The organism is Halobacterium wangiae (assembly GCF_021249345.1).
Classification (GTDB): Archaea; Halobacteriota; Halobacteria; order Halobacteriales; family Halobacteriaceae; genus Halobacterium; species Halobacterium wangiae.
In genome coordinates, this window is record NZ_CP089588.1 from 909592 (window position 1) to 922966 (window position 13375).

Annotated in this window: 15 protein-coding genes; 7 read left to right on the forward strand and 8 right to left on the reverse strand. The window is 69.7% G+C overall.

Annotation, left to right across the window (positions count from 1 at the left end):
* Positions 1 to 56: 56 nt before the first annotated feature.
* Complete coding sequence (gene katG / locus LT965_RS04985; protein WP_232702916.1) at positions 57 to 2195, forward strand: catalase/peroxidase HPI; 2139 nt, start codon at positions 57 to 59, stop codon at positions 2193 to 2195.
* Positions 2196 to 2251: 56 nt separating this feature from the next.
* Here katG and LT965_RS04990 read toward each other — a convergent pair whose 3' ends face one another.
* The 3 genes from LT965_RS04990 to LT965_RS05000 form a co-directional block, all read right to left on the reverse strand.
* On the reverse strand, positions 2252 to 2698 hold the full coding sequence (locus tag LT965_RS04990) for a TIGR00725 family protein (RefSeq protein ID WP_232702917.1): 447 nt from the start codon (positions 2696 to 2698) through the stop codon (positions 2252 to 2254).
* Entirely contained in the window at positions 2698 to 3288 is a 591-nt protein-coding gene (gene trmY, locus LT965_RS04995; protein ID WP_232702918.1) for a tRNA (pseudouridine(54)-N(1))-methyltransferase TrmY, read from the reverse strand. Before trmY ends, LT965_RS04990 begins: the two co-directional genes overlap by 1 nt.
* A 62-nt stretch (positions 3289 to 3350) precedes the next feature.
* Entirely contained in the window at positions 3351 to 4223 is an 873-nt protein-coding gene (locus LT965_RS05000; protein ID WP_232702919.1) for a universal stress protein, read from the reverse strand.
* Between the two features lie 103 nt (positions 4224 to 4326).
* Here LT965_RS05000 and LT965_RS05005 point away from each other — a divergent pair, with 103 nt between their 5' ends.
* The 3 genes from LT965_RS05005 to nucS all read left to right on the forward strand — a co-directional run bounded on the left by LT965_RS05005 (position 4327) and on the right by nucS (position 7174).
* A complete protein-coding gene (locus LT965_RS05005) occupies positions 4327 to 5607 on the forward strand; it encodes a tRNA pseudouridine(54/55) synthase Pus10 (protein WP_232702920.1) in 1281 nt (426 codons plus the stop codon).
* On the forward strand, positions 5604 to 6239 hold the full coding sequence (gene rnhB / locus LT965_RS05010) for a ribonuclease HII (RefSeq protein ID WP_232703611.1): 636 nt from the start codon (positions 5604 to 5606) through the stop codon (positions 6237 to 6239). Before LT965_RS05005 ends, rnhB begins: the two co-directional genes overlap by 4 nt.
* Positions 6240 to 6421: 182 nt before the next feature.
* Positions 6422 to 7174, forward strand: coding sequence for an endonuclease NucS (nucS, locus tag LT965_RS05015; protein ID WP_232702921.1), 753 nt, complete (start codon positions 6422 to 6424; stop codon positions 7172 to 7174).
* A 9-nt stretch (positions 7175 to 7183) separates the two neighbouring features.
* Here the strand turns inward: nucS and LT965_RS05020 are convergent, their stop codons facing one another.
* Positions 7184 to 7573 (reverse strand): methylated-DNA--[protein]-cysteine S-methyltransferase, encoded by a 390-nt coding sequence (locus tag LT965_RS05020; protein WP_232702922.1) that lies wholly within the window; start codon positions 7571 to 7573, stop codon positions 7184 to 7186.
* Between the two features lie 66 nt (positions 7574 to 7639).
* Between LT965_RS05020 and LT965_RS05025 the strand changes: the two genes are divergently transcribed.
* Positions 7640 to 8005, forward strand: a complete 366-nt coding sequence (locus LT965_RS05025; protein ID WP_232702923.1) for a putative quinol monooxygenase — start codon at positions 7640 to 7642, stop codon at positions 8003 to 8005.
* Between the two features lie 70 nt (positions 8006 to 8075).
* On the opposite strand, the gene LT965_RS05030 is transcribed toward LT965_RS05025, so the two are convergent.
* A complete protein-coding gene (locus LT965_RS05030; RefSeq protein WP_232702924.1) occupies positions 8076 to 9608 on the reverse strand; it encodes a preprotein translocase subunit SecD in 1533 nt (510 codons plus the stop codon).
* A complete protein-coding gene (secF, locus tag LT965_RS05035; RefSeq protein WP_232702925.1) occupies positions 9605 to 10483 on the reverse strand; it encodes a protein translocase subunit SecF in 879 nt (292 codons plus the stop codon). The genes LT965_RS05030 and secF overlap by 4 nt, the downstream gene beginning before the upstream one ends.
* A gap of 119 nt (positions 10484 to 10602) precedes the next feature.
* Between secF and LT965_RS05040 the strand changes: the two genes are divergently transcribed.
* A complete protein-coding gene (locus tag LT965_RS05040) occupies positions 10603 to 10920 on the forward strand; it encodes a DUF7968 family protein (protein WP_232702926.1) in 318 nt (105 codons plus the stop codon).
* 21 nt (positions 10921 to 10941) lie between these two features.
* Here the strand turns inward: LT965_RS05040 and LT965_RS05045 are convergent, their stop codons facing one another.
* Entirely contained in the window at positions 10942 to 11409 is a 468-nt protein-coding gene (locus tag LT965_RS05045; protein WP_232702927.1) for a DUF5812 family protein, read from the reverse strand.
* Between the two features lie 8 nt (positions 11410 to 11417).
* Positions 11418 to 11984, reverse strand: coding sequence for a DUF8056 family protein (locus LT965_RS05050; RefSeq protein ID WP_232702928.1), 567 nt, complete (start codon positions 11982 to 11984; stop codon positions 11418 to 11420).
* Positions 11985 to 12053: 69 nt separating this feature from the next.
* On the opposite strand from LT965_RS05050, the gene LT965_RS05055 reads away from it, so the two are divergent.
* On the forward strand, positions 12054 to 13331 hold the full coding sequence (locus tag LT965_RS05055) for a glucose-6-phosphate isomerase (RefSeq protein ID WP_232702929.1): 1278 nt from the start codon (positions 12054 to 12056) through the stop codon (positions 13329 to 13331).
* The last annotated feature ends 44 nt before the right edge of the window (positions 13332 to 13375 follow it).

Here is a 13375-nt window from a genome sequence, read left to right on the forward strand (position 1 = left end):
GATTTCTTTACCGAATTAGGCAACCATTAAGACGCGACAGCGGCAATTGCCCGACGATGACTAGGTCCAACCGCGACTGGTGGCCGAACCAGCTGCCACTCGAGATCCTCGACCAGAACGCCCGCGACGTCGGGCCGATGGACGAGGACTTCGACTACGCCGAAGCGTTCCAGCAACTCGACCTCGACGAGGTGAAGGCGGACATCGAGGACGTGATGACGACGTCCCAGGACTGGTGGCCGGCCGACTACGGCCACTACGGCCCGCTGTTCATCCGGATGGCGTGGCACAGCGCGGGCACGTACCGCACCAGCGACGGCCGCGGCGGCGCCTCCGAGGGCGCCCAGCGCCTCGCACCGCTCAACAGCTGGCCCGACAACGCGAACCTCGACAAGGCGCGCCGACTGCTCTGGCCGGTCAAGCAGAAGTACGGCCGCAACCTCTCGTGGGCCGACCTGATGATCCTGGCCGGGAACGTCGCCATCGAGTCGATGGGAGCGAAGACGTTCGGCTTCGCGGGCGGACGCGAGGACGCCTTCAAGCCCGACGAGGCCGTCGACTGGGGACCCGAGGAGGAGTGGGAGGCCTCCGAGCGCTTCGACGACTCTGGCGAACTCCATGAGGGCCTCGGCGCCACCGTGATGGGGCTCATCTACGTGAACCCGGAGGGGCCGGACGGCAACCCGGACCCGGAAGCCTCCGCGGAGAACATCCGGGAGTCGTTCAGCCGGATGGCGATGAACGACGAGGAGACGGTCGCGCTCATCGCCGGTGGGCACACGTTCGGGAAGGTCCACGGTGCCGACGACCCCGACGAACACGTCGGCCCGGAGCCCGAAGCGGCCCCCATCGAGGCCCAGGGCCTCGGCTGGGAGAGCGACTTCGGCTCCGGCAAGGGCAAGGACACCATCACGAGCGGTATCGAGGGTCCCTGGACGCAGGCGCCCACCGAGTGGGACACGGGCTACCTCGACAACCTGCTCGAGTACGAGTGGGCTGCCGAGAAGGGACCGGGCGGCGGCTGGCGGTGGATCCCACTCGACGAGGAACTCAGAACCTCCGCGCCCGACGTCGAGGGCGAGGAGCGTGTGACGCCGATGATGCTGACCACGGACATCGCGCTGAAGCAGGACCCGGACTACCGCGAGATCGTCGAGCGCTTCCAGGACAACCCGATGGAGTTCGGGATTAACTTCGCGAAGGCCTGGTACAAGCTCACTCACCGCGACATGGGTCCGCCCGAGCGGTTCCTCGGCCCGGAGGTTCCCGACGAGGAGATGATCTGGCAGGACCCGCTCCCCGACGCCGACTACGACCTGGTCGGGGAGGCGGACGTCGCGGAACTGGAGGAGGCGATCCTCGACTCGGAGCTCTCGGTCCCACAACTGGTCAGGACCGCCTGGGCGGCGGCGTCGACGTACCGCGACAGCGACAAGCGCGGTGGCGCTAACGGCGCCCGCATCCGTCTCGAACCGCAGCGGAGCTGGGAGGTCAACGAGCCCGCGGAGCTCGAGACGGTGCTGGGGACCCTGGAGGAGATCCAGGCCGAGTTCAACGGCTCGCGGACCGACGACGTGCGGGTCTCGCTCGCCGACCTGATCGTGCTGGGCGGCAACGTGGCCGTCGAGCAGGCGGCGGCGGACGCCGGCTACGACGTCGACGTCCCGTTCGAGCCGGGACGGACAGACGCCACCCAGGAGCAGACCGACGTCGAGTCCTTCGAGGCGCTCAAGCTGAAGGTGGACGGCTTCCGTAACTACCTCGGGGGCGAGCACGACCGGCCGGCCGAGGAGCTGCTGGTGGACAAGGCCGAACTGCTGAACCTGACCGCGTCCGAGATGACGGTGCTGGTCGGCGGCATGCGCGCGCTGGACGCGAACTACGACCAGTCCGACCTCGGCGTCCTCACCGACCGCCCGGGGACGCTGACCAACGACTTCTTCGTGAACCTGCTCGACATGGGCACGGAGTGGGAGCCGGCGCCGGACGCCGAAGCCGTCTACGAGGGCCGCGACCGCGACACGGGCGAACTCGAGTGGGAGGCCACCCGCGTGGACCTCGTCTTCGGGTCGAACTCCCGGCTCCGGGCTATCGCGGAGACCTACGGGAGCGACGACGGCGAAGCGCAGTTCGTCCGCGACTTCGCGGACACGTGGAGCAAGGTCATGAAGCTCGACCGCTTCGACCTCGAGTAGCGCCGCTCGGTCTCTCTGCAGTTCTCCGTTCTCGACGACGACCAGTCGCTACTGGTTCACTCCTCCGCGTTCGCTTCGACGTACGCGACGGCGTCAGCTGGCGTCTCGACGGCCTCGACGTGGGGTGCGTCGGGCGCACCGATACCCGCGATGGGACGGTCGTAGACGGACGCGAACCCGACCTCCGAGAGCGTCCCGCCCGCCCCGTCGACGGCGACGACCGCGTCCCCGTTCATGACGACGAGCGCGTTCCGGGCGTGTCCGAGGCCGGTGGCGATAGCCGTGTCGACGTACTCGTTGGCCGCGCGGCGGTCCTCGCCGGGGAGAATGCCGACGGTGTGGCCACCGGCCTCACTCGCGCCCCGGCAGGCCGCGCGCATCACGCCACCCAGTCCGCCGCAGACGACGGTGTGTCCGTCCTCGGCGAGCAGGCGACCGACCTCGCGTGCGTCCGCGAGAGCAGCGTCCGTTGGCGCACTCGCGCCGATGACACTCACCCGCATCAGTAGTCGGTGAAGCCGTCGGTGTCGAGGTAGTTGTGTACGACGGTGACGGTGTGGTCGGCGTGGAGAATCTCGGGGCCGACGCGCACCCGCCGGTCGCTGCGTTCGGCGAGGAGTTCGGCCTCCCGCTCGGTGAAGTCGTGGTGGTCCGAGAGCACGAACACTGGATTCTCGGGCGGTTCGACGTCGGCGAGCGGCGTGCCGTCCTCGTGGAGTTCGACGACGGTTCCGTCGATCGCGTCGAGGACAGCCTCGAAGCCGCGCTTCGAGACGTGGATGCCGGGCGTGGACTCGGCCTCCCGGTGGCCGATCGCCTGGTCTTTGGCCTCGATGGCCTGCCGGAGGAGGCTGGCGACGTTGCGCTCGTCGGGACTCATGTACCGCAGGGCGGCGCCGTCGACGCGGACGGTCACCTCGTCGGACAGCACGAGGAAGACCTGTACGTCCTCCCGGATGCCGTGGGAGAGGAACAGCGCGGCGCTCACGCAGCGACAGAGCACGTCGAGTCTGCCCGCGGCGCCCGCGAGGTCGTCGAGCGGGAAGTCGGGGTCCGTGGGCGCGTCGTGCCCGAGGACGACGAACTGGCGCATACCCCGACTTCTCGCGGCGTCGGCTTACCACCATCGGAGTTCCGGGCCACCGACCGGCACGCTCACTCCTCGTCGTGGGCGGAGACGGTGAGCACGGGCATCTCGGCGACGCGGACGACCTTCTCGGTGACGCTGCCGAGCAGGTAGCGCTCGAGCCCGGTGCGGCCGTGGGTCCCCATCGCGACGAGGTCGACGTCGCGGTCGGCGGCGTAGTCGAGGATCGCGCGGGCAGTCGCCCCGCCGAGTACCGACGCCTCGATCGTTCCGACGCCGGCGTCCTCGGCCCGGGCGACGACGTCCCCGACCGCTCGCTGGCCAGCCATCTCGAGGGCCTCCAGAACGTCGGCGCTACCGTACTCGCCGGCCGCCGCGGTCGGGTCGACCACGTAGACGACCTGGAGGCCCGCACCGGTCGCTGCGGCGAGCGCGACGGCGCGGTCCGCGGCGGCGTTCGCGGCGTCGCTACCGTCTGTCGGGACGAGCACCGACTCGGGCGCGGTGTCGAGGCCGCTGTCCTCGTGGACGGTGAGGACGGGGACCGGGGAGACCCGGAGCAGGCGCTCGGTGACGCTCCCGAGGACGATGCGCGCGAGCCCGGTGCGGCCGTGGGTCCCCATCACGACGAGGTCGACGCCCTCGTCGGCGACATAGTCGAGGAGTTCCTCGTGGACCGGCCGCGGGGACTCGAGGACGCGCGTGGTCACCGGGACGTCGGTGTCGGCCGCGCGGTCAGCGACGGACTCCACCGCCGCCTCCCCCTGGCGCTGCAGTTCCGTGGTGGCGTCTGACTGCACGCTCGACGGGACGTCGGACAGGTCGACGACGTGGACCGCGTGGACGGCCGCGTCGAACCGGTCGGCGAGCGCGATCGCTACGGAGGCGGCGGTCGCTGCAGCCTCGCTACCGTCTGTCGGGACGAGAATCCTGTGGAACATCGTCTAGCGTGTCCTACGCCGCCCAGGAGCGTCAAACTGGGTGTCCGTTCCGGGCAGACCGAGGACCGAAGAGTACGTACTACCGCGCAACGACACCACCCACATGACCATCCTCGAGGACGCGCGGCGGGTGCTGGCGGAGGACCCCGTCTGCGACGCCTGCGTGGGGCGGTGTTTCGCAGACCGGAGTTTCGGGTTGACGAACGCCGAGCGCGGGCGGGCGCTCCGCACGACAGTGGCGCTCGAGGACGACGAGCCCTACGAGTCCCCGGACACCGCGGACTGCTGGGTCTGCGAGGGGGCGTCGGGGCGCTTCGCGGCGTTCGCCGAACTCGTCGTCGACGCCCTGGACGAGGAGGCGTTCGACACGTACCAGGTGGGGACGCGGGCACCGCCGCTCGTCGAGGAGAACGAGTCGCTGCTTCGGGACCTCGCCGGCCTCCCAGCGGACGCTGGCGAGCAGTTCAAGTCCGAGTGCAACCGGGAGGTCGGCAAGCGCGTCGGGCAGGCGACGGGCGCGGACGTCGACTTCGGGCGACCGGACGTCCTCGCCATCCTGGACGTCGAGGACGAGACCGTCGACGTGACCGTGAACTCGACGTTCGTCTACGGGCGCTACCGGAAACTCGAACGCGGCATCCCGCAGACGAAGTGGCCGTGCAGCGACTGCAACGGCACGGGGACGCTCGTCGACTCGCCGTGCCCGCACTGCGACGGGACCGGGTTCCTCTACCCCGAGAGCGTCGAGCAGTTGACCGCGCCGCCGGTCGTCGAGGCGATGGACGGCGAAGAGGCGTCGTTCCACGGCGCGGGCCGCGAGGACATCGACGCGCTGATGCTCGGGACGGGCCGGCCGTTCGTCGTGGAGGTCCAGCGGCCCCAGAACCGCCACCCGGACCCCGAGGCCCTGGAGGAGGCCATCAACGAGTACGCTGATGGGAAAGTCGAGGTGGAGGGCGTCCGCCTCGCCGCCTACGACATGGTAGAGCGCGTGAAGGAACTCGACGCGAAGAAGCGCTACCGCGCGCAGGTGGAGTTCGACGACCCGGTCGACGAGGAGGCCTTCCAGGCCGCGCTCTCGGAACTCGACGGCGCGACCATCGAACAGGAGACCCCCCAGCGCGTGAGCCACCGGCGCGCGGAACTCGTCCGCACGCGGACGGTGTACGACATCGACGGCGAGCGGACGACCGACACCAACGCGGTCGTCGAGATCGAGGGCGAGGGCGGCCTCTACATCAAGGAACTCGTCTCCAGCGACGACGGCCGCACCGTCCCGAGTCTGGCGGGCCTGCTCGGCGTGGACGCGACGGTCACCGCGCTCGACGTGGTCGCCGTCGAGGGCGAGGACGAGGCCTTCGAGGACGAGGACTTCTTCCGCTGATGCGATTCGGCGTCGACGAGGCGGGGAAGGGACCCGTCCTCGGGTCGATGTTCGCGGCGGCAGTCGCGGGCGACCCCGCCGACCTCCCCGACGGCGTCGCGGACTCGAAGCGTCTCGTCCCCGAGCGCCGCGAGCACCTCGACGAGGCGATCCGGGCGCGCTGCACCGTCGGCGTCGCCGAGATTCCGGTCGCGCGCATCGACGACGCGGAGACCGACATGAACGGACTCACCGTCGCCGCGCAGGCCGAGGCGCTCGCGCAGGTGGCCAGCGACGGCCTCGCCGGCTACGTCGACGCGGGCGACGTGAACGAGGACCGGTTCGGGCGGCGAGTCGCGGACGCCGTGCCGGCGGACGTTCGGGTCACCGCTGAGCACGGCGCCGACGACGAGTACGACCTGGTGGCGGCGGCCAGCATCGTGGCGAAGGTCGCCCGCGACAGCCACGTCGCGGACCTGGCCGCGGTCCACGGCGACGTCGGGTCGGGCTACCCCAGCGACCCCGCGACCCGGGATTTCCTCCTGGAGTACGTCCGCGAGCAGGGCTGTCTGCCCGACTGCGCCCGCGAGTCCTGGCAGACGAGTCGGGACGCGCTAGCGGCCGCCGAGCAGTCCGGCCTCGACGAGTTCTGAACCCCGAGTCTCCCGGTCGATCAGCCGACAGACCCGCGAAGACCACACAACCGGCCCCTGGCGGATCGAAAGGCCGAGCGCCGCGAGGGCTTTCTGGAAGAATACGCGGTGGTGATTGAGGTGACAAGAGACGACCCCAATCCACACCCTTTTCGTCGCCAGCGTGCAAGCAAGCGAGAACGATGGCAGTACAGCGTTTCGACGCGCCGGACCCGGCGGAGTTCGTCGACGCGGCGAAGGCGGCGTTCCGGGACGGCGCGGTGTTGACGGTGCAGGGTCGCTGCGAGGTCGAGTACGAGGGCCGGACGAGCGGCTACCTCGGCGACGGTGACCGCCTGCTCGTCGCGAAGCCCGACGGCACGTTCCTCGTCCACCAGCCGACCGGCCACAAGCCCGTCAACTGGATGCCGGGCGGCGGCACGGTCGAGGCCCGCGAGAGCGACGGCGACGTCGTGTTGCTCGCGCGACGCACGAACCCCAGCGAGCGCGTGGAGGCCCGCATCCGGGAGGTGTACGGGGTGACGCGCTACGACGCGGAGGACGGCGCGACCTACGAGGAGTCCGGGACGGAGGCCGAGATGCACGAGTACATCGAGGCGAACCCGGACGTGCTCGAGGAGGACCTCCGCATCGTGGAACACGAACGCGAGACGAAGTACGGCTTCGTCGACTTCTACGCGGTGGACCGCGACGGCACGCCGGTGGTCGTCGAAGTCAAGCGCATCCAGGCGACGCTGAACCACTTCGACCAGTTGCAGCGCTACGTCGACCTCTACGAGGGAACGAACGACTCGGTCCGCGGGATGCTGGTCGCGCCGTCGGCCTCCGAGCGCGTCCAGCGCGCGCTCCGGGACAACGACCTGGAGTTCGTCGAACTCGCGGAGTTCGGCCTGGACGCGAAGGGCGCGATGGAAGCGAAGCTCACCGACTTCTGACGGGCCAGTCTACAGCCCGACGCCCTCGCGTTCGAGCAGCGCGCGCTTCGCGTCGAGGCCACCGAGCGCGGAGTAGCCGCCGAGACCGTCGGCGGCGACGACGCGGTGGCAGGGGACGACGACCGGGACCGGATTCTCCCCGCAGGCGTTCCCGACGGCGACGGCGGCGGTGTCGATGCTCGCGGCGACGTCGCCGTAGGTTCGCGTCTCGCCCGGCGGAATCGAGCACATCGCGGCCATCACGTCCCCGAGGAACCCCTCGGGGAAGTGGACGTCGAGGTCGAACGTGTCGCGGTCGCCGGCCTCGTACTCGCGCAACTGCTCGCGGACCGCTTCCTCGCTGGCGTCCACGTAGTCGAGGTCGACGTCGAAGTCATGGCCGCAGACGGTTGCTCGCACGAGTGGTCGGACGCGGGCCCCCGAGAAGAAGGTGTCTACCGTCCTGCGGAGGCCAACAGCTAAGTGTTGGCCACAGGAACCCAACACCAGATCGCGATGATCGTCATCCACTCGACCATCACGTTCGACCCGGACCGCGCCGAGGAGGCCCGCGAACTGGTTCGAGAACTCGCGGCCGCGTCCCAACGGGAGCCCGGCGCGATCAGGTACCGCGCGATGACCGACCTCGACGACGAACACACCGTCCGGTTCTTCGAGCAGTACGAGGACGAGGCGGCGTGGCGCGCACACGCCGAGTCCGACCACTACCGGGCGTTCGTCGACCGGCTCCCCGACCTCGTCGACGAACCGATGGAGACGATCAACTTCGTCGACGTCGAGGCCCCTCACGTCCACGAGTTCACCGCCGAAGAAGCCGCGAACGAGGCCTGACGAGCGGCGGTCAGCCACTCGTCCAAGACGATAGAGAACGAAACAGGCGGAGAGGCGTGGCCGCGGCGCGTTACCGGTTGTCCGTCAGCAGGCGACGCAGGATGTCGCCGTACGCCGGGCGCGTGATGATGACGCCGATGAGCACGCCGAGGATGGTGACGATGGCGAACCCGCGGAGGTCACCGAGCGAGAGCACGGCGAGCGGCGACATCGCGATGATAGTCGTCACCGCGGCGGCGCCGATGATCCACAGCGCCTTCCGGAAGCGACTCTGGAAGACGCGACTGGAGGACACCTCCTCGGTCATCACCTCGTCGGCGATGATGACGAGGTCGTCCACCCCCGTCCCGATGACGGCGATGAGCCCGGCGATGTGCGAGAGGTCGAGTGCGAGCCCCGACACCGCCGCGAACCCGAGCAGGATGACCACCTCGGAGAGCGCGGTGAACACCATCGGGATTGCGACCTTCGCCTCGCCGTACCGGAGGAAGACGGTGACCATGACCGCGATGGCGGCCGCGATCCCCGTCACGAGCGAGAGCGGCTTGTACCGCTCGGCGAAGCTCGGTGCGACGTAGTAGGAGTCCTCGAAGTCGAGTTCGGCGGGGAGCGCGCCGGCCCGGAGGTTCACCTGCAGTTCGCGCGCCTCGTCCATCGAGTTCGCCGTGACGACGAACGTCGGGTTGTTCTCGAAGTCGCCGGTCTCGATGAGGTTCGCGAGTCCGGGCCCCATGTTCGCGGAGTAGACGACCTCACCGTCGAGCACCGTCAGCAGGCAGTGGCTGGCACTGCCCTCGGCGGGGAACTGGCAGTTACGGATGCCCTGGTTCGTCGTGAAGCCGTACTGCTGCATGTCGCTGGCGAAGCGCTCTGCGGCCGTCGGGGTGAGTTCGACCGGGACGACCGGCTGGCCGGTCTGGGAGTCCGTCGTCGGCGGGTCGACCTGCGCGAGGTCCTCGCTGCCGAGCAGCGTGGCGTTCGTCTGGTTGCCGTTCTCCGGGTAGTACGCCCACATCTCGACCTCGCCGCGGCCCTCGATGAGGCGCTGGACCTGCGAGGCGTTCTGTCCGGGCACCTCGACTACGACGTACTGCTGGCCGCTCCCCCGCGGGTCGACGTCGTACACGGACGCGCCGGAGAAACCGGTCTGGTCGACCTTGGACGAGATGGTGCTGACGATGGTGTCCCGCGTCATCTGGGTCACGCCCTCGCGGACGTTGCGGGGCTCGTAGCCGAGGTCGGTGAGTGTGGTGCGGACCTCGCTCGTGGAGTTGCTGGAGTACACCTCGACGACGTCCTGGACGGGACGGGCACGGACGCTACGGTCCTCGAGGTTGAGCGCGGCCGCGACGTCCTGCTCGATGGTCCGCTCGTTGTCCTCGGTGACCGAGACGTTCTCGGCGGTGACGCCGACGACCGAGGCGCGGAGGCGGACGCCGCCGGAGAGTTCGAGCCCGTAGTTGAGGTTCGTGGGCCGCTCGACGCTCTCGCCGTTCGCGTTCGTCCCGCTGGCGCCGATTCCGGGGGCGAACAGCGCGACCGAGCTCGCGACGAGCAGGACGACGAGGAAGGCGACGCGCCAGTTCTCGCGGAACCAGCTCATCGTGCCACCCCCTCGAACTTGTACCACCGGAGCAGCGTGACGTTCATCATGTAGGTGTTCATGAGGTCAGCGGTCAGGCCAAACACGAGCACGATGCCGATGTCCGTGAGCAACTGGATGCCGAAGATGTAGGAGACGATGGTCATCACGGTCATCGCGACGATGGAGGTGACCGTCATCGTGACACCGGTCCGCATCGCGCGTTCGACGCTCTCCCAGAAGCTGCCCGAGCGGCGCAACACCTGGTTGTTCAGTAGGATGTCGGAGTCGACGCTGTAACCGATGAGCATCAGGAGTGCGGCGACGGTCCCCAGGGAGAGTTCGATGCCGAAGACGTTCATCAGCGCGAGCGGGATGACGATGTCGCTGAACGCCGAGAGCACGACGGCGATGCTCGGCACGAACGTCCGGAACAGGACGAAGACGACGACGCTCATCCCGACGAACGCGCCCGCGACGCCGAGCAGCGCGAGTTCCTGGGTGGACTTGCCGAACGTGGCGGAGCTACTCTGTGACTGGACCACGTCGAAGCCCGCGTCGTTGGCGGCGTCGTTGATGTCGTTCTGGGCGCCCTCGGTGGTAGCCTGGAACTCGAGGAGGTAGCTGTTGCCGTCAGTACCGATGGGGCGGATAGAGGAGACGTCTTGGCCGCGTTCGTCGAAGGCCGCGACGACCTCGGACTGCGACGCGTCGGTCTCGACGACGATCTCCGTCCCACCCGTGAACTCGATACCGAGGGCGACCGGTGACCCCGTGAGGGCGAACGTCGCGCCGAGGACGGCGAGCGCGACGACCAGTACGGCCAGCGGGGGAGCGACGAGCTCCCGCATGGAGTACTGACTGAGGTCGACCTCCGGGACCTCGAAACTGGGCATGGCTTCCGGTCGGGAGCGACGCAGGATAAGACTTCTTATAGCCGGTGGGCGGAGCGGCCCGCCGGGGGACCGAACCACTCGGCAGCAGGCGTAAGAACGTGGCACCCCTACCCGCGAACATGGCCACGAAACACGTGACACTCGCCTACCCGTCCGACGTGAGCAACTGGGGACGCGACCAGTTGACGACCGGCCACATGCGGGCGTACCTCAAGCGCACGCAGGGGCCAGCCCGCGAGGGAGACGTCTGGGACGTGTTCCTCGACGTCGGCTGCTGTGGGGACAGTCCGGACGTCCCCCTCCGCGTCGTGGCGGTGGACGGCGACGGCGAGCTGAACGAGGAGACGGAGATCGAGTTCGTCGAGGGGGAGGCCTGTGGCGTCCAGTCCGGCTGGGAAGTGCAGAGCCAGGCCGGGCCGTCCCCGGACGAGGCGTAGTGAGAGAAGCGCGACTCTGTCCTACGGCAGGTAGCGCACGCTGAGGAAGTCCTCGCCGGAGCGGACCTCGACGCGTTCGACGCCGATCCTGGCCGCCCGGGCGACCGTCTGGTCGTCCTCGAGGACGTCCTCGACGGCCGCCTCGACGGAGTCCGCGGGCACGGAGAGGACGTGGACTTCGCCGACGCCGGCGCGCTCGGCGGTCGCGAGTTCGCCCGCGTCGAGGTCCGCGGCCATCGACTCGGCCTGCCGCGTCGGCGCCTCCTCGCTCACCTCGACGGGGATCCGCTTCCGTTCTTCGACGTCGACGACGCTGTACGTGACGCCCATCGGCGGGTCCGGCGCGACGGTCGCTGCCAGCACGTCGCCGGCCTCGACGCCGGGGTTCTCCGAGAGCGTGTGCACCTGCGCGTCCGACACGTCCGAGAGAATCGCGGAGTCGTCGTCGGCTTCCGCGACGAGGAACGTCGCTGTCTTCTCGTCGGTCATCGGCGGCACTACGCTCGCTCGCCGTTTCCGCGTTTCGACCTGTACCAGCGGTGGACGGCGTAGACGACGAGCGCACCGACGAGCGGGACCACCGGGGAGGCCACCCCCGGAATCGCGTACAGCAGTTCGACGACCGGCGCGAACAGCCCCGAGGGCTCCGGTCGCGCCACGAGTTCGCCGTTGGTCCGGAACTCCGCGGGCATCGACGCGACGACGCCCAGGTACACCGAGATGACGAATGCGTAGCCGGCGGCCCCGAGCGCGGCGTCGTAGCGCGGTGCGACCGGTGTCTCGCGGCGGTGGCGGCGCGCGACGAGGAGGACGGGCCCGACCAGCGGCGCGAACACGAAGAGGCCGACGACGACGTAGAACGTCCGTGAGAGCGTCAGCGATCCGCCGCGTGCGCCCGCCGTGTTGCCGACGAGCACGACCAGCGCGCCGGCCATCAGGAACGCGAAGAGGGCGCCCAGCAGCGCGCTCACGACGACGTAGCTCCGGAACAGCCGGGAGTCGGAGTGGCGGAACGCGTACGGGTAGGCCGTGAGCAGGCCGGAGTAGCTGTCGAAACGCCCCATCGTCCGTGGGTCGGCACCGACGGAGCAAAAGCACGGCGACTTAAGCCAACGGCACCCCGCATACGGAGTATGCACGTAGACGTGGGGAACGCGCTCGCCGAGACGGCGACGCCGGGGGTCCCCGAGGACGCGCTCGCCCGCCTCGACGACCGCGTCGCCGACGCGCACGACCGCATCGCCGCCGGGATGGCCGACGACGAGTTCGGCTACGCCGCACTGAACCTCCCGGAGACCGCTGACGCCGACGCGATCCGCGAGGCCGTCGAACCGTTCGCGGACTGCGAGACGCTGCTGACCGTCGGCATCGGCGGTAGCGCGCTCGGCGCAGCGACCCTCGTCGACGCACTCGACTCGGAGCTGGACACCTACTTCCTCGACAACGTCGACCCGGAACACGTCACCGGCCTGCTCGACGACCTGGACCTCTCGCAGACGGCCGTGAACGTCGTCTCGCGCTCGGGCACGACGGTGGAGACGCTCGCGAACTTCCTCGTGGTCCGCGAGGCGATGGCCGACGCGGACGTCGACTGGACCGAGCGCACGTTCGTCACCACCGGCCCGGACGGCAACCTCCGGAACCTCGCGGAGGAACACGATCTCCCGGCGCTCGACGTGCCCGACGGCGTCCCGGGCCGGTTCTCGGCGCTCTCGACGGTCGGCCTCCCCGCGGCGGCGCTCGCCGGCCACGACGTCGACGCGATTCTCGCGGGCGGACGCGACGGGATGGCCGCGCTCGGCGACTCGCTGTTCGACTGTCCCGCGTACGCCTACGGCGCACTCGCGTACGCCCTCGACGAACGTGGCGCCGGCACCAACGTGATGATGCCGTACGCGGAGGGCCTGGAGACGTTCGCGGAGTGGTTCGCACAGCTCTGGGCCGAGAGCCTCGGGAAGGACGGCCTGGGCCAGACGCCCGCGCGAGCGCTCGGCGCGACCGACCAGCACAGCCAGCTCCAGCTCTACCGCGCGGGGCCCCGGGACAAACTCGTCACGCTCCTGCGGCCCACCGAACGGACGGACCGCGACATCCCCGACACCGAACTCGAGGACCTCGACTACCTCGCGGGCGGCAGCCTCGGCACCCTGCTCGACGCGGAGTTCGAGGCCACCGAGGCGAGTCTCGCGGAGTCGGGCGTGCCGAACGTCCGCGTCGAGATCGACGGCGTCGACGAGCGGTCGCTCGGTCGCCTGCTGTACGACTTCGAGGCCGCCTGCGTGCTCGCCGGCGAACTGTACGGCGTCGAGACGTTCACCCAGCCGGCCGTCGAGTGGGGGAAAGAGGCCGCTCGCGGCCTGCTGCGCGGCGAGGAGTGGCTGCCCGACAAGCGCCGGTTCGTCGTCGAGTAGCGCGCCGCGAGCGGCACGCCTAAGCCCGCGCGGCCCGCACCGCC

Bases quoted from the DNA above. Each gene is read 5' to 3' on its own strand.
- LT965_RS05055 (WP_232702929.1), top strand. From the start codon at position 12,054: ATGCACGTAGACGTGGGGAACGCGCTCGCCGAGACGGCGACGCCGGGG.
- secF (WP_232702925.1), bottom strand. From the start codon at position 10,483: ATGCCCAGTTTCGAGGTCCCGGAGGTCGACCTCAGTCAGTACTCCATG.
- trmY (WP_232702918.1), bottom strand. From the start codon at position 3,288: ATGCGCCAGTTCGTCGTCCTCGGGCACGACGCGCCCACGGACCCCGAC.
- nucS (WP_232702921.1), top strand. From the start codon at position 6,422: ATGGCAGTACAGCGTTTCGACGCGCCGGACCCGGCGGAGTTCGTCGAC.
- LT965_RS05045 (WP_232702927.1), bottom strand. From the start codon at position 11,409: ATGACCGACGAGAAGACAGCGACGTTCCTCGTCGCGGAAGCCGACGAC.
- LT965_RS04990 (WP_232702917.1), bottom strand. From the start codon at position 2,698: ATGCGGGTGAGTGTCATCGGCGCGAGTGCGCCAACGGACGCTGCTCTC.
- LT965_RS05000 (WP_232702919.1), bottom strand. From the start codon at position 4,223: ATGTTCCACAGGATTCTCGTCCCGACAGACGGTAGCGAGGCTGCAGCG.
- LT965_RS05005 (WP_232702920.1), top strand. From the start codon at position 4,327: ATGACCATCCTCGAGGACGCGCGGCGGGTGCTGGCGGAGGACCCCGTC.
- LT965_RS05030 (WP_232702924.1), bottom strand. From the start codon at position 9,608: ATGAGCTGGTTCCGCGAGAACTGGCGCGTCGCCTTCCTCGTCGTCCTG.
- LT965_RS05040 (WP_232702926.1), top strand. From the start codon at position 10,603: ATGGCCACGAAACACGTGACACTCGCCTACCCGTCCGACGTGAGCAAC.
- LT965_RS05050 (WP_232702928.1), bottom strand. From the start codon at position 11,984: ATGGGGCGTTTCGACAGCTACTCCGGCCTGCTCACGGCCTACCCGTAC.
- katG (WP_232702916.1), top strand. From the start codon at position 57: ATGACTAGGTCCAACCGCGACTGGTGGCCGAACCAGCTGCCACTCGAG.